This is a genomic window from Rhizobium sp. Leaf371, from assembly GCF_001424045.1.
Taxonomy (GTDB): Bacteria; Pseudomonadota; Alphaproteobacteria; order Rhizobiales; family Rhizobiaceae; genus Ferranicluibacter.
Window position 1 is genome coordinate 96,569 of sequence record NZ_LMQB01000023.1, and the last position, 23,222, is coordinate 119,790.

A 23,222-nucleotide genomic window follows, 5' to 3' on the forward strand; every position below is an offset into this window, starting at 1 on the left:
CTCAGCCCTGATTCGACTGGATGAGGATTTCGATACGCCGGTTGGCGGCGGCGTTCGGATCCTCGGGAACCTGCAGGCGCCGGTCGGCAAAGCCGCTGATCTGGCTGACGCGGTCTTCCGCAAGGCCGCCATGGATCAGCATGTAATAGGCGCTCTGCGCCCGATCAGCCGACAGGCGCCAATTGTCGTAGCCGCCGGCCTTGAACGGACGTGCATCGGTATGACCGCGGATGGCAATGGCGCCGGACCGGGTCGAGAGCAGCTTGCCGATCTTCTCCATGGCAAGAACCGTCTCGCGCTCCGGAACGGCCGAGCCGAGGCCGAACATCGGGGTATTGCTCTGCTCGCTGATCGAGACCAGCAATCCACCTTCGGTCGGCGTGACCAGGAGGCCCTCGGCAAGCTTGCCGGCCGCCCCGCCGATTTCCTTCTCGATCGCTTCCTTCAGTTCGGATGCCGCCTTGGTCTCGGCGACCGACGGCGCGGGTTTCGGCGTTGCCGGGTCGTTGGCGGCGACCATCGCATCGCCCTTGGCTTCGCTCTTGCCGTCCCCGACATTGTCAGCCGCACCGTTGCCGGTCTTGTCGCCGGCCGCCGATCCGGTCTCGGCGACCTTCTTCAGCTCAACCTGCTTCGCCCAGAAATCGGGATCGAACGGGTCGCGATAGGCTTCGCCGCCGGAGGCGCCGGTGGCCGGACCCGATGTGGAGGCACCGCCATCGCCCTTGGAGCTGATATTGGTTTCGCGCCCGACTTCGCTGGCGATTTCGGAGAGCACGGAATAGGGGTTTTCGAAAAAGTCGGCGTCGGAATACTTCGTTTCCTCGCCGGAGGTCGCGGATTCGTCCTCGCCGGATTTCGCCGATCCGCCGCTCTTCGGCTGGTTGCCATCGACCTTGGACCGCGCCTGCGTCTCTTCGCCCTGGGCGTCCTTGGCCGGCTCCTTCACACCCTTTTCCGAAGGCTCCTGCTGCGTCAGCTGGACCGGATTGAAATAGGAGGCGATGGCGGCCTTGGTCTTCGGGTTTGACGCATTGATCAGCCACATGACCAGGAAGAAGGCCATCATGGCGGTCATGAAGTCGGCATAGGCGATCTTCCACGCGCCGCCATGGCTGCCGCCATGGGCGGCCGCATGTCGCTTGATGATGATGATTTCGTTCTTGCCGTGATGGCTGTTGCTCTCGCTCATGCTATCACTTTCCGTACGGTGTCAGCCCAGGCCGACAGCCGGGTCATCAGGATCGAATCGCCGAATTCGGCGGAGAGGTCGATGTCATCGGTTTCGACATGGCGGAAGGTCACTTCCGTGTCCGAAAGACGCGTCTCGAGCGCCTGGAACATCCGGGCCGGGCCGCGCACGGTGATCTTCACCGCGTCGCCATCGATGGAATGGCGGATGGCGGCCGCAAGCGACTCCACGGCTTTTTCGGTCAGCGTTTCCTGCAGGATCGGCGCGAGAACCTGGGCCGTCTGCTCGCAGATCATGCCGGCGAGCAGCGAACCGATCTCGCTGAAGCGCTGATGGATCATCGCGGCGGCCTGGTTCTCGAGGCGCTCGCGGATGGTTTCGCACTCGGCTTCGTGTTGTGCGCGCAAGGCGGCGATCTCCGCCTGGTGGCGGGCGCGCATCTCCATTTCGGCATGTTCGCGGCCGCGCCCGTAGGCGCTCTGGCGTTCGGCCTCGATATCGATGACCGGCTCCGGCGGTGCCTTGACGACCGGGCGCGTGTCGCGCGAGACGGGTTCTTCGATGTCGGGAAAATAGGTTTTCGGCACGCGCGTCAGGTCCACCTTCGGCGCGCTGAAATCCTTGAGATATCGGGAGAGTGGCGCCGTCATCGTTGCATCTCCGGCATCGCCCGTCCCGCATCGTTGCGGACACAGGGTTTGCGGGCTGGGGACAACAGGCTTTCGGGGCCGAAACAACGGGTCATGGGCACGTCCGACCGTCTCCTTCTGGGCCCGTGCCGTGTCGGCAGAGCCCGGACATCTCGTTGAGCAGACAGGCGGAACGGGATCCGGAAGGCTGCAAGCGGCGGTACAAGGACAGGATGCACCGGCGGCCCTGCCCCGCACTGTGCGGGATCTTTGGTCCGGACGGCGCGCCTGGGAGGCGAGCACGGGCCGGAGACGGGGCTGCGAGAGGAGACTAGCGGGTCAAACTTGTGCGAGGGTTGAAGGGTGTTGGACCGCGCTCGGGCAATAACGCGGTCCAACCGATCCACCGAAGCCGATGACCGCGGCTCCGGCGAATGACGGCCTCGTCCCCCGACGACGGCGGAGGCAAGGCCTTGTCCGGCCTTACTGCTGGAAGAGGCGCAGGATATTTTCGGAGTTGGTGTTGGCGATGGAGAGCGACTGCACGCCGAGCTGCTGCTGCGTCTGCAGAGCCTTCAGGCGGGTCGATTCCTCGTTCATGTCGGCATCGACCAGACGGCCGACGCCCTTGTCGATCACGTCGATCAGGTTGGCGACGAAGCCTTCCTGCAGGTCGATGCGCTTGGTGATGGCGCCGAGCGTGGAGGCTGCATCCGTCAGGCCGGACAGGATCTCGTTGACGGCGGACAGCATGCCGGCAATCTGCTGCGGCGTCGTCGCCTGCGACAGTTCGATCACCGACCCGGCGGCACTCGTGCCCCCTTGCGCGTTGATCAAGTGGTATTCGGTCGGAACGGTGCCGCCTGTGCCGTCGGGCTGATCGACCGTGATGTCCTTGGTCAGCTGACCGCGGGTCGGGTCCTGAAGATCGATCATGATCGAGGTGGACGTGTCGTAATCCAGCGTCGTCACCGAAACGGAACCGTCCGACGAACGGTTGAAGGAGCCGACGATCGACTTGACGCCGACAGCGGTCGAGCCCGCATTGTAGAGCCAGTTTTCACCGGAGAAGGAGGCCGACTGTGCGGCGGCGGCGAGCTGGTTCTTCAGCTCGGAGAGTTCCTTGTTGATCTTGGACTTGTCGACGCCCGGCTCGCTGGCCGCAACGAGCTTGGACTGGATCTCGGTGATGACGTCGATCGAGGAGCTCATGGCGGAATAGGACGTGTCCACCTTGGCGGCACCCAGACCAAGCGCGTCCTGGACCGTGGAGAGCGCCATGTTGTCGGAGCGCATGGTCGTTGCGATCGACCAGTAGGCCGCGTTGTCGGACGCCGTTTCGACACGGTAGCCGGAGGAAACGCGCGCCTGGGTCTCTTCCATGGCAGTACTGATCGTGCGGAGCGTCTGCAGCGCAGCCATAGCTGCGGCATTGGTCATGATGCTGGTCATTGGGGTTCACCCTTTTTTGGAAGATCGAAAGCATGCGGCCGATGGCCCGCGACGACGAAGGAGCGTCATGCAGCTACCCGATTTACCCGATCGGCAGCGCTTCGTCTTAAGGATGATTTAATCGTGTTATGGTTAACAAAGATTTAAGCGCGGCGCTTGGCCGTCAATCTTTATGAACAGATCTCAATCCATATTACCAGCGGATTAATATGTTGAATACAAACAAAAAAAGACCGCCTCTTGCGAGACGGTCCTTTGTTCGGGGAGCATGAAACGCTGTCCCGCGTTCCTGCTTCTCTTAACGGAAGAGCGACAGGATGTTTTCGGAGTTGGAGTTGGCGATCGAGAGCGACTGGACGCCGAGCTGCTGCTGCGTCTGCAGAGCCTTGAGGCGGGTCGATTCTTCGTTCATGTCGGCATCCACCAGACGGCCGATACCCTTTTCGAAGGACGAGCTGAGGTCTTTGACGAAGTCGGCCTGCATATCGATGCGCTTGTTGAGGGCACCGAGGTCTGCACCGGCGTCGGTCATGGTCTGCAGAACGCCATCGACGCCCGAAATAGCGGCTGACAGCAGAGCGGGTGTCAGGGCGGAGATATCAAGAGTCAGAACGCTCATGTTGGTCAGGCCAGCCAGATCGGTCGTCAGCTTTCCGGCGGTACCGCCTGCCGCAGGATTGCCCGAGGCATCGACTTCGATCAGCATGCTCTTCGACGTATCGAAATCCAGCGTTGTCAGGCTGACGGCGTTGGCGGAATCGCGGTTGAAGCCGCCGACGATGTTCTTTAAGGCACCAGCCGTACCCTGAACCCAGTTTTCGCCCGAGAAAGAAGCCGATTTGGCGATCGAGACCAACTGGTTCTGAAGTTCGTCGATTTCCTTCTGGACTTTGCCCTTGTCGACACCCGGCTCGCTGGCGGCAACGAGCTTTGCCTTGATTTCGTCAACGACGCTGATGGAAGAGTCCATGGCGGTGTAGGCGACGTCGGTCTTTGCAGCGCCGAGGCCGAGGGCGTCCTGGACCGTGCCGAGCGCCTTGTTGTCCGACTTCATGGTCGTTGCGATCGACCAGTAGGCGGCGTTATCGGCGGCAACGCCAACCTTGAGGCCCGAGGACACGCGGCCCTGGGTGGTTTCCATGTCAGCGCCGATCTGGCGCAGCGTGGAGAGTGCCGCCATTGCGGAAGAATTCGTCAGAATGCTCGTCATCGTGATCTGCCCCTCTTGAACAGGAAAAATGGAAGGGACATTCCGGCCTATACCGGGAGACAGCGGCCAGCTTCATGCCTGCTAACGTGTTAATTCTCTTGGTTAACCCGCTGTCTCGATAACCATAGAAAACACTATCAGAGTTAAAGAACAGCTAAGGCCAGAAAACATTTTCGATCAGACGAGAAAAGGCCGCGTCTCTTGCGAGACGCGGCCTTTGGTCGAGTTCGTTCGTGTCGGGCTGAGCCCGCCGCGATTAACGGAAGAGCGACAGAATGTTCTGCGAGTCCGAGTTGGCGATCGAAAGCGCCTGGATGCCGAGCTGCTGCTGCGTCTGCAGAGCCTTGAGGCGGGTCGATTCCTCGTTCATGTCGGCGTCCACCAGACGGCCGATGCCCTTCGAAAACGAAGCCGTCAGATCGCTGACGAAATCGGTCTGGAGCGTGATCCGTTTGTTGAGTGCACCAAGATCAGCGCCGGCATCCGTCATGCTCTGCAGGACGGCGTCAACGCCGGAGAGGGCCGTGGCAAGATCGACATTGGACAGGCTTGTGATATCAAGGTTCAGAACCGTCTTGCCGGTCATGTTTGCGCCGGTAAGGTCGGTCGTTAGCTTTCCGCCCGTAACCGCGGCACCCGTGCCGTCGACCGCGATCAGAAGGCTCTTGTTCGTGTCGAAATCCAGAGTCGTCAGGCTGACGGCATTGCTGGAGTCACGGTTGAAGCCGCCGACAACGTTCTTGACTGCGCCGCCTGCGGCGCCCTGAACCCAGTTCTCGCCGGAGAAAGATGCCGACTTTGCAATCGACTTAAGCTGGTTCTGAAGTTCCGTGATGTCCTTCTGCACCTTACCCTTATCGACGCCTGGCTCGCTGGCGGCAACCAGCTTGGCCTTGATTTCATCGACGACCTTGATGGAGGCATCGACCGCCGTGTAGGCGACGTCGGTCTTTGCAGCGCCGAGGCCGAGGGCGTCCTGAACCGTGGCCAGAGCCTTGTTGTCCGACTTCATGGTCGTGGAGATCGACCAGTAGGCGGCGTTGTCGGAAGCCGAACCGACCTTGAGGCCGGAGGAGATGCGCGACTGGGTGGTCTCCATTTCGTTGCTGATGGTGCGCAGCGTGGAGAGTGCCGCCATTGCGGAAACGTTGGTATTGATGCTTGACATTTAGACTGTCCCTCTAAGGTACACAAAACAAAAAACTTAGGGACATACCGGACTAACTTACCGGTGATAACGGTTCGGCATCATGCCACTCGGTGCCTGCTATTCCTCAGGAGAACCAAACCCGTCATGTAAGCGTAATATCGCATTCAAAGCTTGCGATTTGCTTAAATCGACCTTTGGCGCAGGGCAGCTCCGTCCGCGGCGGATTCCCATCTCGCCGCAGAATATTCGTTTTATAACAATAACTTAGAAAACGGATTAAGACTAAATATACCGTGCCGAACAGTACTTGGTTAACCACGCCCGCAAGGTCAGTTGAACGAGCGCACCAAACTGCCGACGAGCAGGTTCCAGCCGTCGATCAGCACGAAGAAGAGAATCTTGAACGGCAGCGAGATGGAGGTCGGCGGCAGCATCATCATGCCCATCGCCATCGTGATGGTCGCCACGATCAGGTCGATGACGAGGAAGGGCAGCATGATCAGGAAGCCGATCTCGAAGCCGCGCCGGATCTCGGAGATCATGAAGGCGGGGATGACCGCACGCAGGTCGACGCGACCATCCACGACGACGGTCTGGTTCTTCTCCTGGGCGATCTCGACGAAGAGCTGGAGATCCCGGTCGCGCGTGTTGGCGAGCATGAACTCGCGGAAGGGCTCGCTGATGCGCGTGAGCGCCTCGGTCTCGGTGATCTGGTTCTGGATGAGCGGATCGACGCCCTCCCGCCACGCCCGGTCGAATGTGGGTGCCATGACGTAGAAGGTCATGAACAGCGCGAGGCTGACCATGATCATGTTCGAGGGGGTGGTGGCGAGACCCATGCCTGTGCGCAGGATCGCAAAGGCGATGACGAAGCGCGGGAAGCTCGTGACCATGATGAGGATGCCGGGCGCGACCGACAGGATCGTCAGAAGCCCGAACGTGCGAATGATCCACGAGGCCGCGGAGCCGTCGATCGGCTGGTTGAAGATCTGCGAGGGGAAGCCCTGCGCCCCTGCGATCCCCGTCATGGCGACCATGGCGGCTATGAATGCGACCAGACGAATCATTGGACCACGAATGTTCTGAAGATCACATTCGTTACGCGCCCTTCGGAGCGCAGGTCAACCCGTTCCTGAATATCGTCCTTCAGATACTGGAAGCCGCGGGGGCCCTGGATCTGCTGCAGCGACACGGTCCGCAGGTAGGTTGCGATATCCTCGTGGATCTGCTGGGCCATGGCGACGTCCGGCGTGCCCTTGAAAAGAAGCGCCAGCTCCAGGCGGATCCAGTTCTCCGTGGGATAGGACAGGTTGGTGGTGATCGGGTCGAGCTGCAGGACGCCGTTGGCTTCGGTCGAGGCCTTCGGCAGGCCGTCCTTGTCTTCCTTACTGGCCTCGCCGTGCCCGCCGCCCGGAGGCGCGGCCTCGTTGGCGGCTTCTGCGGCTTCCCGCGTCCTGATGGTCGCCTTGGCTTCCTCAAGCACGCGGGCCTCGTCGGAGGTCAGCGGCTCCGGCGCCAGCATGCTGCCGAGGAACCAGCCGCCGCCGGCACCGAGCACGGAGACGATGGCGACCGCCGCGATGGTCATGACCATGCCGCTTTTCTTTTTCGGCGGTGTGCCGTTTTCGATCTCGTCCATCTCGCCTCGCTCAAGCCTTCCCGATGTCCGTTCCGTTCCGTCCGCCGGCACCTGCCGGTCGAAGCGCGATCAGAGCGGCGATATGATGTCCATGACCTGCTGACCCCAGGGCGGCTGCTGCACTTCGGTCAGGCGGCCACGGCCGCCATAGGAGATGCGGGCCTCGGCGATCTTGTCGTAGGAGATCATGTTCTTCGCATCGACGTCCTGCGGCCGCACGATACCCGCGACATTGAGGATCCGGAGCTCGTGATTGACGCGAACCTCCTGCGAGCCGCTGATCAAGAGGTTGCCGTTTTCCAGCACGCCCGTGACCACGGCGGCGACGAGAAGGACGAGCTTTTCGGATCGCTCCGTCGTCCCCTCCCCCTTCGTCGAGGTGTTGGAGCCGTAATCGAGATTGCCCTTCCAGGCGAAATCGCTCGTCTGGGAATTGCCGGCCGCGCCGAGATTGTAGCCGCTGTCGTTGGTCCGCTTGCGGTCGGTCTTGTTGTCGAAGCTCGCCTTGTCGTCGATGCGGATATCGACGGTGATGATGTCGCCGATCTTCATGGCGCGGGCGTCCTTGAAGAGCGCCGACTGCTGGTCGCTCCACAGCGAATAGCCGCTCGCCACCTGATGCGGCTCCTTGGGGTACATCGCGAGCTGCGGCGTCTGCGTGTATTGCAGGCCGCTGCCGATGGGGCTCATGGCGGGGGCGCGGCCGACATCGTGCAGGGACGACTGGCAACCGGTCAGAAGACTTGCGGCCAGGGCGGCCGAAAGGCGAATTTTCATGACGGTTCCTTCGATGTGTTCGGATCGGCGGCACTGGAGATGATGTTGGTCAGGACGGCCGCCTTCTCGTCGCTCATCTCGCTGAGGATGAGGCTGGACTGGCGGGGCGGCAGCTTCATGATGACCGCGGCAGCGATTTCGGCGCGCACCAGCGACAGCTTGCTCGCCGCCGCATCCGGCTTCATGGTCTTGTAGATGTCGACGAGGTTGAGCTCGGCTTGCTTCAGGAATTCGTCGCGGCGCTTGCGCCAGTCCTCGTATTCCGCGCGCCGCTTTTCCAAAAGGGCGATGCGCTCGTCGACGCCGGCCTGCAGCTGCTCGATCTGCTGCTTCTGCAGGAGATAGCGCTGGTCGCGGGCGGCATCCGCAATATTGGTGCAGAACTGCTGGATCTCGCCGCCCTCGGGGGCGCCCGTGCCGGACGGGGATGCGACCTCCTGGGCGAATGCGCCCGGGATCGTCAGGACGAGGCTGGTTGCGGCGCCGATAAGCAGCTGGCGCAGGCGCGCGGAAGACATATGTTTCGCGATCATTGCAGAACGAGCTCCGCCTGGAGGGCACCGGCCGATTTGATGCCCTGGAGAATGGAAATGATGCCGTCCGGCTTCACGCCGATCGAATTCAGGCCCGAGACGAGCGTGCGCAGATTGGACCCGTTGAGGATCGCGACCTTGCCGCCTGCCTGGCTGGCATCGATCTGCGTGTTCGGCTCGATGGCGGTCTCGCCACGAGAGAAGGGTTCGGGCTGGACGACCGTCGGCGTTTCGGTGACCTGCACCGTCAGCGTGCCGAAGCTGACCGCGACAGGCGAGATCTGCACATCCTGCCCGATGACGATCGTGCCGGTGCGCTCGTTGACGACGACGCGGGCGGGGACGTCCGTTTCGATGACGAGGTTTTCGATATCGGCCATCAGGCGTGCGAGATCGGCCATCTTCGGCTTGTCGATGATGACGGTCTGGCTGTCGCGGGCCTCGGCGATCTGGCCGCCGAATTGCTCGCGCCCATAGCGGTTGATGGCCGCGGCCATGCCGACGGCGGTGGAGAAGTCGGGGTTGCGAAGCTGCAGGACGAGATTGATCGCATCCTTGAACTTCGCCGGCAGCTCGCGCTCGATGATCGCGCCGTTCGGCACGCGGCCGGCCGTCGTGATGCCCTGCTGAAGAGTTGCCGCGTCGCCCTGGGCACTGAAGCCGGTCACGACGACGGAGCCCTGGGCCACCGCATAGATCTGTCCGTCCGCGCCCGAGAGCGAGGTCATGACCAGCGTGCCGCCGCGCAGCGACGTGCTGTCGCCGAGCGACCCGACGGTGACGTCGATGCGGCTGCCGGGACTGGCGAAAGGGGGAAGGTTGGCGGTGACGAGCACGGCCGCAATATTCTTCGACCGCGACTCGCCGCCCTGCGTCGAGATGCCGAGGTTCTGCAGCATGGCGCGCAGCGACTGCTCGGTGAAGGGCGAGGAGCGCAGGCTGTCGCCCGTTCCCTGCAGGCCGACGACGAGGCCGTAGCCGATCAACTGGTTGTCGCGACCCGACTGCAGCGAGGCCACATCCTTGATGCGGGCGGCCGCGGATGCGGTTTCGACGCCTAGGGTCAGGTTGAGCGGCAGGCTGAGAGCGAGCGCCGCAACCACTGCAATGAGGCGCCGTGCCATGGAAACGATCATTTTGCCACCACGTGAACTGTTCCGTCTGCCATGACGGTGCCCGATACGATCATGCCGGAATCGGTGTTGCGAATGCGAATGAGGTCGCCGACGGCGGCATTGTCGAGCGGCGAGCCGCCGGCACTGATCGTCAGCGAGCCGTTCGAATAGACGATCCGCACGGCCTTGCCGCGTTCCACGGCATAGGGTTCGCGCAGTCCGGCGACGAAGATGACGCGGCCGGCGAGAAGCGTCCGGTTCGTGATCTTGCCGACGACTTCCTCAAGCCCGGAGGCGTAATCGCCGGACAGGTCCGGATTGGTCACGGCGACCACCTGCAGGTGGCCTTCCTCGATGGTCTGGCCGGGATAGATGGTTTCCGTGGGGATGACAGCCGTCTTCGATGCGGGCTGTGCCCCGTCCCGGACACCCGTCTGGCTGCCGGCCTGGCCGTTGGCACCGGTGATCGTCATCGTCGAAAGGGCGGCAGCGCACAGCATCGTGGCCATCAGGCGCCGGAGTGCGGGCTGCACGAAGCGCGCCGCCGACCTCACCGTTCTCAACCTGTTCATCGGGCGAAACATCATGTCTGCCGCTCCTTCCGTGTCTTCCGGGCTCTGGCCGCTTATCTCAGGTTCTTGCTGACGGTGGAGGCCATCTCGTCGGCGGCCTGGATGATCTTGGAGTTCATCTCATAGGCACGCTGCGCCGAGATGAGGTCGGTGATTTCCTTGACCGGATCGACGTTCGACGCCTCGAGATATTTCTGCTTGATGGAGGCGTAGCCCGGATCGGCCGGCGTGCCGACGACCGGAGGGCCGGATGCAGGGCTTTCCTTAAAGAGGTTGTCGCCCTGGGGATCGAGACCCGTCTCGTTGATGAAGTTCGCGATGGTCAGCTGGCCGACCTGGGCGGGGATGGAGGCGCCGTTCAGACGGGCCATGATCTGGCCGGACCCGGAAATGGTGATATCGGTCGAGCCTTGCGGAATGGTGACGCCGGGAGAGACGGTATACCCGTCGATGGTGACGAGCTGTCCCGTCTCGTTGGTGTTGAAGGCACCAGCCCGGGTATAGGCCATCTCCCCATCGGGCATTTCGATCTGAAACCAGCCCTTGCCCATCAGCATCACGTCGAGGTCGTTGCCCGTCTGAACGGGGCTGCCCTGAATGTGCAGGTTGCGCACGGCGGACGTCTGGACACCGAGGCCGACCTTGGCGCCTTCGGGCACGATCGCCTGGTTGGACCGGTTGGCGACGCCGGCCGCGCGCTCGGTCTGATAGAGAAGGTCGGAGAACTCGGCGCGTGCCCGCTTGTAGCCCGTCGTGTTGATGTTCGCGATATTGTTCGCGATCACTTCGAGGTTCAGCTGCTGGGCGTTCATGCCGGTGGCGGCAATGGAGAGAGCCTTCATGGTACTATTCCTTTAGATCCGCGCCTCAGATCGGTGTACGGGCAATTTCGAGATAGGCCGTGACGATCTTGTCGCGGATGGCGATGGCGGTCTGGAGCGACTGTTCGGCGCTCATGACGGCATCGATGACTTCGCGGGTGTTGGCCTTGCCGCTGATCCCCTGGATGGACGAGGTTTCCGCAGAGCGCAGCGAATTGGTCATCTCCGATGCCATGCCGCTGAAGACGTCCGAGAAGCTCTGCCCGGCCGGCGCTGCGCCGCCCAGAGCCTGGGAGGCGATAGAAGCCGCGGAGCCCGTGGCGTTGGTGGTGCTTTCGGTGGCGGTGGAGAGTGCCGCACCGATGGTCTTGATTGCGTCGATCATTATTGCGAGGCCCTCAGGAGGTCGATTGTCTGGGAAATGAGGTCGCGGGCCTGCTTGGTGGTCTGCAGGTTGGCCTCGTAGGAACGGTTGGCTTCGCGCATGTCTGCCATTTCGATCAGCACGTTGACATTGGGCAGCTTGACCATGCCCTTGGAGTCGGCGGCCGGATTGCCCGGATCGAACTCGACGGTGAAGTCGGACTGATCGACGCCCAGTTTCTGGACCTCGACGCTCGACGCGCCGCTGACGCGATCCACCTCGGCGGAGAAGCTGACCGTCTTGCGACGGTAGGGGTCGGCACCGGCGGTATCGCCGGTCGAACGGGCGTTGGCGATGTTTTCGGACACGATGCGCAGGCGCGTGGACTCGGCTTCGAGACCGGAGGCTGCGACTTTGAGAGCGGAGACGAGAGGATCCATGACCATTACTTCCTGACGACCATCAGCATCATGCGATGGAAGGACTTCACCAGACCGGTGTTGAGTTCGTAATCCCGCTTCACCTCGCCGGACTTCATGAGCTCTTTCTCGATCTCGACGCTGTTGCCCGACTGCTGGACCTCGCCATCCTCGACCAGCGACGTCTCCGTGACCTGGTTGCTCAAGGGGCCGCTGGTGAAGTGCGCGGGATTGGTGGCCGCCAGCTGGAAGCCGGTTTCCTTCATGACGCTATCGAACGGCTTGATGTCCTTCGATGCGTAGTGCGGCGTATTGGCGTTGGCGATGTTGCCTGCGACGACATTCTGGCGGACGGCGAGCCACTGTGCTTGCCTCGATGCCAGTTCGAACAGCTGAATAGGTTGCATCATGCGACTCCATGCTTGTTGATGGAGACACTAGGCGCGTAAACTTGCGTGGGACTGGCGCAGATTTGCAGGCTTTCGGCGCGTGAAAAACGCGCGAAAATCGGCCTTCGACCAAGATGTGGGCGGGCCGTCATGGCGGGGAGCGGGGGCGAAACTCGGGGCTGGCCTCCGGGGCGTGGCGGACCCGGCGTCACGAGAACGCGAAGGGTGCCGCGGCCATCCCTGGAGATGGCGAGCCCGCGCAAGCATCATGCAAGCGGAAGAAAGGGACAGGCGGAACGTGTCATTCCGCCTTGAAGACGTCTCCCTTTGACGTGATCATCACCCAGTTGCCGTCACGCTCTTCGAGCGTGGCGAGCCGACTGTTGTCCGGCAGGGGCGAGCCAACCCGGACGATATACATGCCGCTGACGTCCTCGATCAGGGCGCGACCGCCGGCGACGTGGATGAGCTTGAAGGTGCTCGATCCCGGGAAAGGCTGGTCGAGCATCGGCGCGTCGGCTTCGCCCGGTTTCGACGGCGGTGCGGGGACGGTTGCCGTGGTGAGCCGATCAACGGCAGCCTGGGTTTCCGCCGTCAGCGAACCTGCCGGCTCCAACGGGGAGGCCTGGGGAGCGGACGCCATGCCCGGCGTGCCGATCTTTTGCGGCAGATCGCGGGTGGCACCGGTCCAAAGGGCGGGAAGCGCGAATTTTTCCTGGTGCAGGAAGGCGTACCACGGAAAGAACATGGCGAGACCCGCAAGGGCGATGCCCGTGCCGGCCAAAGCCTTGTCGATGACGGGCATGCGATCGGCGAGCTTGCGCTGCCGGACGATTTCGTCTGCGTCCGTGTCGTTCATAGCGGCCCCTCTCCTCGTCAGCGACGCGCCTGCTGCGCGCCCGCTCCGGCCTTCAGCGCATTGGCGAGGTCGGTGAAGGCGTCGAAGGCAGGGCGTTCGCCCGGTGTCTGTTTCAGGATGTCGTAGATGACCGGCACCTGCTTGATGGCCATGTCGAGATCCGGATCGGAGCCTGGACGATAGCCGCCGATGAGGCGCAGATCGCGGGTCTCCTCGAAACGATGGATCAGCGACTTCAGCCGCGATACCAGCATTTCCTGATCCGGCGTCCAGGCCTTGCGCGCGAGACGCGAGACGGAGGACAGCGGGTTGATGGGGGGATAACGCCCCTCTTCGGCAAGGCTGCGGTCCATGACGATGTGGCCGTCGAGAATGCCGCGCGTCGAGTCCGCGATCGGGTCGTTGTGATTGTCGCCATCGACGAGGATCGAGATGATGGCGGTGATCGTGCCCGTTCCCTCGGGACCGGGGCCGGCGCGTTCCAGAAGGCGCGGCAGCTCCGTAAAGACGGACGCGGGATAGCCGCGCGCGATTGGCGGCTCGCCGGATGCGGTCGCGACTTCGCGGATGGCGTGTGCGAAGCGGGTCACGCTGTCGATGATGAGGAGGACGTTGTCGCCCTGGTCGCGGAAATGCTCGGCAATGGTGATGGCCGTCAGCGGCGCCATCTTGCGCAGCATCGGGCTCTCGTCGCTGGTCGCGACCACGGCGACCGACTTCTTCAGATTGTCGCCGAGGGTATCCTCGATGAATTCGCGCACTTCGCGACCGCGTTCGCCCACGAGCGCGATGACCACCCGGTCGAAGGCGTCGGCGCGCGCGAGCATGGACAGAAGCGTCGATTTGCCGACGCCGGAGCCGGCGAAGACGCCGAGACGCTGGCCGAGGCAGAGCGGCGAGAAGATATCGACCGCGCGGACGCCGGTGCGAAAGCCGTGCTCGACGCGCTGGCGCGTCATGGAGGGCGGCGCGGCGGTGGAGATCGCCCGGCGGACGTCGCCCTGCATCATCGGCCCGCGGCCGTCGATCGGCTCGCCGAGCGAATTGATGGTGCGGCCGCACCAGCTGGCGGTGGGCGCGACGCGGAAGGCGCCCTTGCGGATGACCGTGTCGTGAATGCCGATCGGCTCGCCCGGCTCGATCGGGCAGACGACGACGGTTTCGGGCTCGACCTTGACGACCTCGCCGAGATGGATGCCGGTCGCGCTCTTGTGGGCGACGAACTCGCCGAGGCGAACATGGCGGGACAGGCCGCTGACCGTGTAGTGGCCGGGCGAGATGGTCTGGACATGGCCGCCGGGCGCCACGGCATGCTCGGGCCGGGAATACCGATCGACGAGACCGGCGAGCGCCGACAGCGCGGTCGAGGCCTGCCGGACATCCAGCGGCTGATCGTTGATGACCGTCACTTGCTGCCACCGAGCGTCTTGATCGCCTCATCCAGCGAGGTCTCGCTGTCGCGCAGCAGGGAGGCGATGCTCTCGAAGGCGCGCGAGACGGTGATCAGCTGCGACATTTCCTGAACGGGATTGACGTTGGATTCCTCGACATAACCCTGCATCACGCCGACATCCATGCGGTCGACGACCGGCTCCGAGGCGGCATTGGGAAGAATGGCGGAATTGTCGTAGCGGCTGAAGCCATTGGCGAAATTGGCCTCATAGAGGCCGAGCGCGGCGACCTGGTTGCCGTTCTGGCGAATGGCGCCGTCATTGGCGATGGAGATCTCGCCGGCATTGGCGTTCAGCTGGATGGGCGCGCCGCCGGCATCGAGAACCGGATAGCCGCGCAGGGTGACGAGATCGCCGGTCTCCGTCAGCGAGAAGCGTCCGTCCCGCGTCAAAGCGGGACCGGCGGGCGTCTCGATGGACAGCCAGGCATCGCCCTTGATGGCGACGTCGAGCGTGTTGCCCGTGTGGGAGAGACCACCCGACTTGGTGTTCAGAAACTCCGCGCCCTCGCCGACGAAGGCGACCTTGTTCGGCTTTGTGTCGCCGAGCACCGTGTTGAACTTCACTTCCGTGGCGCGAAAGCCGACGGTGGTGGAATTGGCGACATTGTCGGCCAGAGTGTTCATGCGCTTTTCGAGCGCAATCTGCGAGGAAACGCCGACGTACAGACCGGTTTGCATGCTCATCGACCTCCGAGCTTCAGGGTGTTGATGGACAGGAGCAGGTCGGACGAGATGCCGAAGCCGCTCTGCGTGCCGAACAGCGCGAGGGGGTCGTAGCTGCTCGTGGCATTGTCCAGCTCCCAGAGCGCGGTGAAGCGCTCCATCAGCTTCGACAGCTTCTGCGGATCCTTCAGATCCTTGAGGTCGATCGCCTTGGAAACGGCATCGGCCTGCTTGTCGATGTCGGCCGCCGCGAAGGCCTCGGGCACCTGCATGAGCGTGCGAACAACCTGCCCCATGGCCTCGTCGGCCAGGAGCCCGTAGGCATTGCTGACGCCGGGCGCCATGCGTTCGAAATAGAGCGCCAGGCGGACGCCGGCATTGTCCTCGCCCGCATCCTGCTCCAGCGTCTGGCGCGCATATTTGTCCGTCACGCCCTTGCGGGCCTTGTCGGACGCGGTGGCGGCAGCGCCGTCCGCGGCGAAGTTGAGCGACTTGACGAGGTCCGTGTAGCGGCTGTCGGACAGCTTGTTGGCGAACGCGTCGTCGCTGGCCACGCCTTCGGTCAGCACCTTGCGCATGAAGGCCTTGGCGTAACCCATGTCCTCCAGCCCGTGCGCCTTCAGCGCGTAGTCATAGAGACGGCTGTCGGCGAAGAAGTCGTCGATCGATTTCACATTGCCGATATGGGCGAGATAATACTCGGTTTCCCGGGCGACATCGGGCTTCTCCGTGACGCGCTTCAGCGACGTCGTGAGGTCCGCGGTGATCTGCCTGTAGCTGGTGAAGGTGGTGGTCAAGGCATGTCCTCGATGGCGAAGCGCATGGCTCGGGCCCGGCTCCTGTTCGCTCGACAAGCTGGACCTTACGGCTTGCGCGAACCTGATGGGGCGACCTGCACTTTTCCATCTTGCTTTCGCCCGCCCTTTGCCGGGGTTGCAGCCAGCCTCACGCAAGCAACGAACCCTAGGGATGGACACCACAATCCACCACTGCGGCAGGTAGAGACATGAACATCATCATCGGGCTCGTCATGACAATGGGCTGTATTCTCGGCGGCTTCATTGCGATGGGCGGACACATGGCCGTTCTCAACCAGCCTTTCGAGCTTGTCATCATCGGCGGCGCGGGTATCGGCGGCTTCATTATGGGCAACTCCATGAAGACCGTGAAGGACGCCGGAAAGGCGCTCGTCGAGGCCTTCAAGCACAAGGTGCCCAAGCAGCGGGAATATCTCGATACGCTTGGCGTTCTCTACAGCCTGATGCGCGACCTGCGCACCAAGTCGCGCAACGAGATCGAAAGCCATATCGACAATCCCGACGAATCCGCGATCTTCCAGCAGGCCCCGACCGTCCTGAAGAACAAGGACCTGACGGCCTTCATCTGCGACTATGTCCGCCTCATCATCATCGGCAATGCCCGCAGCCACGAGATCGAGGCGCTGATGGACGAGGAGATCAACACGATCACCCACGACAAGATGCACTCCTACAACTCGCTGGCGACGATGGGCGACGCCTTCCCCGCCATCGGCATCGTCGCGGCCGTTCTCGGGGTCATCAAGGCCATGGGCGCCATCACGGAAAGCCCGGAAGTTCTCGGCGGCAAGATCGCAGCCGCGCTCGTCGGCACCATGCTCGGCATCTTCCTGTCCTACTGCATCGTCAGCCCGCTGATCGCCAACGTGAAGCATGTGCGCGAAAAGCAGAACCGCCTCTACATCATCGTCAAGCAGACGCTGCTCGCCTACATGAACGGCTCCGTGCCGCAGGTGGCGCTCGAATACGGCCGCAAGACGATCTCCTCCTACGAGCGTCCGTCGATCGACGCCGTGGAGCAGGAAATGATGAACCCGGGCGGTGGCGGCGAGAGCAAGGCGGCCTGATCCATGACCAGCGAAAACATCTACTCCTTCGATCGCAGACTGCTGGCCCGCATGACGGGTGCGCTGGGCGACGACAAGACGATCGGCAAGATCTGCGCCGATCTCGGCCAGGTGTTCGGCGAGTTCCTGCCCGACCTGCTGCAGAGCGAAACCGGGCTCGACCTGACCATCGGCTATGCCGGCTTCGACACCGGCCTGAAGAGCGAGCTGATCCGCAAGCTCGGCGACGGGGTCGCGCTGTCGGATTGTCTGCTGCGCAACTGGTGCAACGATTTCACCATCAGCTGCGACAGCCCGGCGATCATCGCCATGATGGAAATGCTGCTGGGGTCTCCGGCCGAATCGATCGAGGAACCGCGGCCGCGCAATCTGTCGGGCATCGAGCTCGATGTCGCGGCCATCGTGTTCGAAAAGGTGGCGGGGGTTCTGAAGTCCGCCGTGAACGCGGCTGGCGGCTTCGAGCCGAATGTCGGCAAGGCCTATAATGCCGAGAACCGCCCGGCGGCCGACAAGGAGGCCGAGGACGTCTTTGCCGCCTGCGTCAACATTTCGCTCGGCGTCGGACCCGTGCTCTCGACCTTCTCGATCCTCGTGCCGCAGCAGACGCTGCTGAAGACGACGATCGTGTTTCCCAAGGGTATCGGGCAGGCCCGCCGCCAGAAGTCGGCCTGGGCCGAACAGGTCGAACAGCAGGTTCGCCGCTCCATGGTCGAGCTGCAGGCGCATATCAGGCTCGAGGAGCTGACGCTTGCCGCGATTACAAAGCTGAAGCCGGGCGACGTCATTCCCTTCCACGACCCGAAGGACGTGCGCGTCGACGTGAAGGCGAACGGCCGCGATCTCTATGTCTGCGAATTCGGACGCTCCGGCACACGCTACACCGTGCGGGTCAAGGACACCTACGGGTCCGAAGACGAGTTGCTCGAGCATCTCACGCGCTAATCCGCCGCTCCCCCGGCCCGCGACAGGCTTGGGGCAAGTTTCAACTGGAATACTCTCGACATGGCACCCAGAAAAGCACCCATTACAGAAGACATGAGCGCGGGAGCGGGCGATGCTGAGCTCGACCAGGCGATCGATGACCTGCGCGGCGTTCTGAAGACGGATGCCGAGGGCGGACTTCCCGATACCGGCTTCGACATGGATTTCGGCGCGGCCCCTGCGGCAGAACCCGATTTCATGAGCGACTTCGGCGCGGTCTCGCAGGACGAAGATCCTTTCGCGGGCACCTTCTCCGAGCCGACGGCCTTTGCCGACACGGCTTTCGGCGGCGGTGACGATGCGTTCGAGGACAGCTTTGCGACGCCCTCGGCCACCGCCGGCGCGACGATGCACGGCAATCTCGACCTGATCATGGACATCCCGATCGACGTCCAGATCGTGCTCGGCTCCAGCCGCATGCAGGTTTCCGGCCTGATGGGTCTGACGGAAGGCGCGACCATCGCGCTCGACCGCAAGATCGGCGAGCCGGTCGAGATCATGGTCAACGGCCGGGTGATCGGCCGTGGCGAGATCACGGTCCTGGAAGAAGACGACACCCGGTTCGGCGTCAGGCTGATCGAGGTGAACAGCGGAAAGAAGGCCTGAGGGCCTTGAGAACGTGTGAAAGGCGGTCATGACGGCCGGCTTTCAGATCCTGCAAGGGCGACTGCACGCCGTCCGGACCATCAGGGCCCGGAGACCACGGCAGCCGAGTGAGAGCGTTTCGACGTCGCGACTGAGCGCGACGCCGTCAAGGAAGGATCCATGATGGATTACGATGATTTCGAAGCATCGGCGCTGACGCGCCCCCTGACCCAGATGGACAAGGCTGCCGCCGTGCTCCTGAGCATGGGCAAGCCGATTGCCGGGAAACTGTTGAAGTTCTTCACGCAGAGCGAGCTGCAGGGCATCATCGCCTCCGCGCAGACGCTGCGGTCCATTCCGCCGCACGAGCTGGAAATCCTCGTCAACGAGTTCGAAGACCTGTTCACCGAAGGTGCGGGCCTGATGGACAATGCCAAGGCCATCGAGGCCATTCTGGAAGAAGGCCTGACGCCCGACGAGGTCGATGGCCTGCTCGGTCGCCGCACCGCATTCCAGTCCTACGAGACCAGCATCTGGGACAGGCTGCAGGATGCCGATCCGACCTTCGTCTCGCAGCATCTTTCGCGCGAACACCCCCAGACCATCGCCTATATCCTCTCCATGATGCCCTCGACCTTCGGCGCCAAGGTTCTGCTGCAGCTGCCGGAAAACGGGCGCGCCGACATCATCAACCGGACCGTCAACATGAAGAACGTGGCGCCGAAGGCCGCCGCGATCATCGAGACGCGGGTCGTGGAACTGCTGCGCGAGATGGATGCCGACCGCAACTCCGCCGGTTCGGTCAAGATTGCCGAAGTCATGAACGAGATGGAGAAGAACGACGTCGACACGCTGCTTGCCTCGCTCGAATCGATCAGCACCGAATCGGTCAAGAAAGTCCGGCCGAAGATCTTCCTCTTCGACGACATCCTCCTCATGCCGCAGAGGAGCCGCGTCGCGCTCTTCAACGACATCTCGGGCGACATCATCACGATGGCGCTGCGTGGATCGAGCATGGAACTGCGCGAATGCGTGCTCGCCTCGATCGGCGCCCGCCAGCGCCGCATGATCGAGTCGGATCTGGGCTCCGGCGATACCGGCATCAATCCGCGCGACATCGCCGTTGCCCGCCGCTCCGTCACGCAGGAAGCCATCCGGCTCGCCGCCAGCGGCCAGATCGAACTGAAGCCGAAGGAATCGGTCGCCGCTTAAGGCTGTCGAGCCTTTCAGCGCCAAGACATCGGAAGTCCGCCTGCGACCTGCGTCGCGGCGGGCTTTTCGCGTTCAACGGGGCTGAACCCATCCCCGGCCGACCCGGACGAGGCCCTTGCCAGATGCGGCCCGTCGGCCCACAACATGGCGAACAGCGCCCGCCGGCCCGGGATGATCCGACCCGGCAGGCGCGCCGTCGTGAAGGACCGTTTCCATGTCGGACGATCAGGATAAAGACAGCAAAACCGAATCGCCGTCCGAGAAAAAGCTCAGCGATGCCGTGGAGAAGGGCAATGTTCCCTTCTCCCGCGAAGTCACGATGTTCGCTTCCACGCTCGCCATCTACATCTATGTGGTCTTCTTCCTGCCGGATGGATTTCGGAGCATGGCCGAAGCGCTGAAGGATGTTTTCGAGCAACCGGATGCCTGGCGAATCACGACGTCGAACGATGCGTCGGCGCTGATCTCGAAACTCCTCTGGGCGTCGGGCTCCCTGGTCGTGCCGATCTTCGTGCTGATGATCGCGTTCGGCGTGGGCTCATCAATCCTACAGAACCTTCCGAGCCCCGTACTCGACCGGATCGCGCCGAAGCTCAACCGGATCTCGCCGATTGCCGGCGTATCGCGGATCTACAGCGTTCCCGGCCTTGTCGAGTTCGCAAAGTCGTTCTTCAAGATCGCCGTCATCTCCGGCATCGTCGCGCTCACCCTGTCGGACGACTTCTACGCGACGCTCGATGCCATGTTCTCCGATCCGTTCACGATCTTCGAGATCATCGGCCGCGACTTCAACAAGATCATGAACGTCGTCCTGTTCTCCACGGCCGTCATCGCCATTGCCGACTTCTTCTGGACGCGGCACCACTGGTACAGCGAGCTGCGCATGACCAAGCAGGAAGTGAAGGAGGAAATGAAGCAGACGCAGGGCGACCCCATCGTCAAGGCACGCTTACGCTCCATCGCTCGCGACCGTGCGCGGCGCCGGATGATTTCGTCGGTTCCGCGCGCAACGCTAGTCATCGCGAACCCCACCCACTTTGCCGTGGCGCTGCGCTATGTGCGGGAAGAAGGCGACGCCCCGGTCGTGGTGGCCAAGGGGCAGGACCTCGTTGCGTTGCGCATTCGCGCCCTTGCGGAGGAAAACAACATTCCGGTCTTCGAGGACCCGCCCCTCGCTCGCTCAATGTTTGCGCAAGTCTCGGTGGATAGTGTCATTCCACCGGTGTTTTACAAGGCGGTCGCCGAACTCATCCACCGGGTCTACGCAACGAAATCGAACCCGACACGGATGAACTGATTGCGATGAAAAAATGCGAATATTCCGAACAGCGCGAAAAGATCGTTGCGGATGCCATCCGTCCGGTCGCAACCGAACTCCGTCTCATCGATGCCGCGGACTTCATCGCGCTGCTGCGCTATGAATCGCATGGCAGCCTGGCCGACCTCGTGTCGTCGGCGGCCGAGCTCTATTTCGTTCCGGGTACGGTGAATTTCGGCATTGGCGGCAACTACATGCTCGACTGGAACCGCAGCCCGGAAATCGTTCTCGACCTGGAGCTGAAGCCCGACGGCGTGACCGTCTATGCGCAGCTTGCCCTGCGGGACGATTCCGCGGCGATCGAGATCAACCATATCGCCTTCAAGAAGCCGTCGGTCGATCCGGACGAGAACACGGCGTTTCTCGCCCGCAGCTTGAATGCGGCCAAATTCATGAAAACCTTTCCGACGGCACTCGCCAGTTAAGAAGGCTTTTCAGCTGATATAGCCAAGGCGGATCGCCTTGGCGATCGCCTGGATTCGGTTGACGGAGTCGAGCTTGGCGGTGGCCGCGCCCAGATAGGCGTTCACGGTGTGCACCGAGAGACCCATCTTTTCGGCAATCTCTTCGCTGATGTAACCATCGCCCGCCATCTGCAGGCAACCGATCTCGCGTTCGCTGAGCGCTTCGGCGGGCTGCAGCCGTCGCTCATCGGCGGCAAACAGGTCCGTCATCAGGTGGCAGCTTCGGCCGTGGAGATCGAGAATGATCTCGCTTGTCAGGTCGAGCGACGGCGCCATGAAGGCGACATAGCCATTTCCCTGCGCACCGAGGCGGACGGGGAAGGCGATCCCCGCATAGGACAGCGTCCGCGGCTTCATGCGGAGAACGAAGCGATCGAAATCGATCGTCTCCGCCGTCTGCCGGTTGTCCGCGCCGTTCCAGAGGAGCGGCAGGAGCGACGTGTCGAGATGCTGCTTCATCTCGTCGCCATAGGTCGAGACCACGTCCTGCGTCATCTCTTCCGCTGAGGTTCCCCAGTTGTCGAGGACGCAGGTCAGTTTGCGCGAAGCGGGCAGACCGTTTCCGTTCATTCGGAAGACGGCGAAGTTTCGAGCCTCGATATCCTTCTGCATCACCTGCAGGCGGGCAACGAGCAGGGCCGTGCGCGAGGCCCGTGTCTGGCGGCCGTTGCGGCTCTCATCGCCGCTCCGTCCTCCTGGAATATAGATGACCATCCGCGTTCCTATACCAGGTTGTTTCGAACCGCGCAGGCAATCGCTTCCGAGCGCGTCTTGGTCGCCGTCTTACGCATGACACTGGTGATGTAGTTGTTGATGGTATTGCGCGAGATGCCGAGGATAAGGGCGATCTCCTCGCTCGTCTTGCCTTCCGCGATCCAGGAAAGGCATTCGAGTTCGCGTTCCGTCAGGTCGAAATCGCGCTCCGAGCGCAGCGAGACGTCCCGCGCGAGGCTGGCGAAATAGCCCGTGAGGAGGCCGACGTCGCGCAGGCCTTCCCGCGACAGGATCAGGTCCTGCGGAAAGAGCAGCATCAGCGACAGGCGAAGCCGGCCGATCGAGAAGGTGATGGCGCAATATTCGCGGCTGATGCCGCGACCGAGGACGACCTCTTCGGGAAGGCGCATGAAGACAGGGTGCAACAGCGAGAGGCACTTTTCCTGCTCGTTGGTCTTGGCGTGGAGGCCCTGCATGACCTGGCCCAGCCGCTTGACCACATCGAAGGGCCAATCCGAGACCATGACGAAGTCGAGGCCGCTGTCCTGCGACAGGTCGTAGCGCGCCAGCAGATAGTGACTGGCACCGACATAATCCGTCAGCGCCGCAAGCGCCTTGTTGAGCTGACCGCGCGCAGCGCAATCTCCGAGCTTCTCCAGAAGCTGGCGCTTGGCTGCGGGATGGCCGACCGGACTGATCGGAACCGACTGGCCTGCGTGAACTGCTGGGCCTGCGTGAACTGCCGGGCTCGAACCCGCCAGCGCTGCTCGCATCGAGGCGACCGGCATCGGTCGTCCCGCAATCTCCGTATGAAGAGCTTCCATGA

General features: G+C 62.8%; 26 protein-coding genes and 1 pseudogene. 6 read left to right on the top strand and 21 right to left on the bottom strand.

Annotated features, from left to right (window positions below; genetic code table 11):
• Position 1: 1 nt before the first annotated feature.
• From ASG39_RS11190 to ASG39_RS11280, 19 genes and pseudogenes are all read right to left on the bottom strand, one after another.
• On the bottom strand, positions 2–1,192 hold the full coding sequence (locus tag ASG39_RS11190) for a flagellar motor protein MotB (RefSeq protein WP_062595090.1): 1,191 nt from the start codon (positions 1,190–1,192) through the stop codon (positions 2–4).
• Positions 1,189–1,842: a hypothetical protein gene (locus tag ASG39_RS11195; RefSeq protein ID WP_062595091.1), complete on the bottom strand. Its 654-nt coding sequence runs from the start codon at positions 1,840–1,842 to the stop codon at positions 1,189–1,191. The genes ASG39_RS11190 and ASG39_RS11195 overlap by 4 nt, the downstream gene beginning before the upstream one ends.
• Positions 1,843–2,304: 462 nt before the next feature.
• Positions 2,305–3,273, bottom strand: coding sequence for a flagellin (locus tag ASG39_RS11200; RefSeq protein ID WP_062595092.1), 969 nt, complete (start codon positions 3,271–3,273; stop codon positions 2,305–2,307).
• A 298-nt stretch (positions 3,274–3,571) separates the two neighbouring features.
• The gene (locus ASG39_RS11205) at positions 3,572–4,483 is read right to left on the bottom strand and encodes a flagellin (protein ID WP_062595093.1); all 912 of its coding nucleotides are present in this window, start codon (positions 4,481–4,483) and stop codon (positions 3,572–3,574) included.
• Between the two features lie 256 nt (positions 4,484–4,739).
• On the bottom strand, positions 4,740–5,651 hold the full coding sequence (locus tag ASG39_RS11210) for a flagellin (protein WP_062595094.1): 912 nt from the start codon (positions 5,649–5,651) through the stop codon (positions 4,740–4,742).
• Between the two features lie 311 nt (positions 5,652–5,962).
• Entirely contained in the window at positions 5,963–6,700 is a 738-nt protein-coding gene (gene fliP / locus ASG39_RS11215) for a flagellar type III secretion system pore protein FliP (RefSeq protein WP_062470289.1), read from the bottom strand.
• The gene (locus tag ASG39_RS11220) at positions 6,697–7,272 is read right to left on the bottom strand and encodes a flagellar basal body-associated FliL family protein (RefSeq protein ID WP_062595095.1); all 576 of its coding nucleotides are present in this window, start codon (positions 7,270–7,272) and stop codon (positions 6,697–6,699) included. The genes fliP and ASG39_RS11220 overlap by 4 nt, the downstream gene beginning before the upstream one ends.
• A gap of 69 nt (positions 7,273–7,341) precedes the next feature.
• On the bottom strand, positions 7,342–8,049 hold the full coding sequence (gene flgH / locus ASG39_RS11225) for a flagellar basal body L-ring protein FlgH (protein WP_062595096.1): 708 nt from the start codon (positions 8,047–8,049) through the stop codon (positions 7,342–7,344).
• Entirely contained in the window at positions 8,046–8,582 is a 537-nt protein-coding gene (locus tag ASG39_RS11230) for a MotE family protein (RefSeq protein ID WP_062595097.1), read from the bottom strand. Before ASG39_RS11230 ends, flgH begins: the two co-directional genes overlap by 4 nt.
• Positions 8,579–9,616: pseudogene (locus ASG39_RS11235) on the bottom strand (flagellar basal body P-ring protein FlgI); the annotation flags it as partial. The gene ASG39_RS11230 and the pseudogene ASG39_RS11235, both read right to left, overlap by 4 nt.
• A 98-nt stretch (positions 9,617–9,714) precedes the next feature.
• Positions 9,715–10,284, bottom strand: coding sequence for a flagellar basal body P-ring formation chaperone FlgA (gene flgA / locus ASG39_RS11240; protein ID WP_244481213.1), 570 nt, complete (start codon positions 10,282–10,284; stop codon positions 9,715–9,717).
• Positions 10,285–10,322: 38 nt separating this feature from the next.
• On the bottom strand, positions 10,323–11,111 hold the full coding sequence (flgG, locus tag ASG39_RS11245) for a flagellar basal-body rod protein FlgG (protein WP_062595099.1): 789 nt from the start codon (positions 11,109–11,111) through the stop codon (positions 10,323–10,325).
• 25 nt (positions 11,112–11,136) lie between these two features.
• Complete coding sequence (locus tag ASG39_RS11250; protein ID WP_062595100.1) at positions 11,137–11,475, bottom strand: flagellar hook-basal body complex protein FliE; 339 nt, start codon at positions 11,473–11,475, stop codon at positions 11,137–11,139.
• Complete coding sequence (gene flgC / locus ASG39_RS11255) at positions 11,475–11,894, bottom strand: flagellar basal body rod protein FlgC (RefSeq protein ID WP_062595557.1); 420 nt, start codon at positions 11,892–11,894, stop codon at positions 11,475–11,477. The genes ASG39_RS11250 and flgC overlap by 1 nt, the downstream gene beginning before the upstream one ends.
• Positions 11,895–11,899: 5 nt before the next feature.
• A complete protein-coding gene (flgB, locus tag ASG39_RS11260; RefSeq protein ID WP_062595558.1) occupies positions 11,900–12,280 on the bottom strand; it encodes a flagellar basal body rod protein FlgB in 381 nt (126 codons plus the stop codon).
• Positions 12,281–12,563: 283 nt separating this feature from the next.
• Positions 12,564–13,121 (bottom strand): hypothetical protein, encoded by a 558-nt coding sequence (locus ASG39_RS11265; RefSeq protein ID WP_062595101.1) that lies wholly within the window; start codon positions 13,119–13,121, stop codon positions 12,564–12,566.
• Between the two features lie 17 nt (positions 13,122–13,138).
• On the bottom strand, positions 13,139–14,521 hold the full coding sequence (gene fliI, locus ASG39_RS11270; RefSeq protein WP_062595559.1) for a flagellar protein export ATPase FliI: 1,383 nt from the start codon (positions 14,519–14,521) through the stop codon (positions 13,139–13,141).
• 5 nt (positions 14,522–14,526) lie between these two features.
• Positions 14,527–15,252, bottom strand: a complete 726-nt coding sequence (gene flgF, locus ASG39_RS11275; protein ID WP_062595102.1) for a flagellar basal-body rod protein FlgF — start codon at positions 15,250–15,252, stop codon at positions 14,527–14,529.
• A 2-nt stretch (positions 15,253–15,254) separates the two neighbouring features.
• Positions 15,255–16,034, bottom strand: a complete 780-nt coding sequence (locus ASG39_RS11280; RefSeq protein WP_062595103.1) for a DUF1217 domain-containing protein — start codon at positions 16,032–16,034, stop codon at positions 15,255–15,257.
• A 209-nt stretch (positions 16,035–16,243) separates the two neighbouring features.
• Here ASG39_RS11280 and motA point away from each other — a divergent pair, with 209 nt between their 5' ends.
• The 6 genes from motA (at position 16,244) to ASG39_RS11310 (ending at position 21,643) form a co-directional block, all read left to right on the top strand.
• Positions 16,244–17,122: a flagellar motor stator protein MotA gene (gene motA / locus ASG39_RS11285; protein WP_062470323.1), complete on the top strand. Its 879-nt coding sequence runs from the start codon at positions 16,244–16,246 to the stop codon at positions 17,120–17,122.
• A gap of 3 nt (positions 17,123–17,125) precedes the next feature.
• Positions 17,126–18,064, top strand: a complete 939-nt coding sequence (locus tag ASG39_RS11290; protein ID WP_062595104.1) for a FliM/FliN family flagellar motor switch protein — start codon at positions 17,126–17,128, stop codon at positions 18,062–18,064.
• 60 nt (positions 18,065–18,124) lie between these two features.
• On the top strand, positions 18,125–18,709 hold the full coding sequence (fliN, locus tag ASG39_RS11295) for a flagellar motor switch protein FliN (protein ID WP_062595105.1): 585 nt from the start codon (positions 18,125–18,127) through the stop codon (positions 18,707–18,709).
• A 159-nt stretch (positions 18,710–18,868) separates the two neighbouring features.
• Entirely contained in the window at positions 18,869–19,900 is a 1,032-nt protein-coding gene (gene fliG, locus ASG39_RS11300) for a flagellar motor switch protein FliG (RefSeq protein ID WP_062595106.1), read from the top strand.
• A gap of 214 nt (positions 19,901–20,114) precedes the next feature.
• On the top strand, positions 20,115–21,197 hold the full coding sequence (gene flhB / locus ASG39_RS11305; protein WP_062595107.1) for a flagellar biosynthesis protein FlhB: 1,083 nt from the start codon (positions 20,115–20,117) through the stop codon (positions 21,195–21,197).
• A 5-nt stretch (positions 21,198–21,202) separates the two neighbouring features.
• A complete protein-coding gene (locus ASG39_RS11310; RefSeq protein ID WP_062595108.1) occupies positions 21,203–21,643 on the top strand; it encodes a hypothetical protein in 441 nt (146 codons plus the stop codon).
• 9 nt (positions 21,644–21,652) lie between these two features.
• Here ASG39_RS11310 and ASG39_RS11315 read toward each other — a convergent pair whose 3' ends face one another.
• Both ASG39_RS11315 and ASG39_RS11320 read right to left on the bottom strand, forming a co-directional pair.
• Positions 21,653–22,396 (bottom strand): helix-turn-helix transcriptional regulator, encoded by a 744-nt coding sequence (locus tag ASG39_RS11315; RefSeq protein ID WP_062595109.1) that lies wholly within the window; start codon positions 22,394–22,396, stop codon positions 21,653–21,655.
• Between the two features lie 8 nt (positions 22,397–22,404).
• Positions 22,405–23,220, bottom strand: coding sequence for a helix-turn-helix transcriptional regulator (locus tag ASG39_RS11320; protein WP_244481214.1), 816 nt, complete (start codon positions 23,218–23,220; stop codon positions 22,405–22,407).
• Between the last annotated feature and the right edge of the window lie 2 nt (positions 23,221–23,222).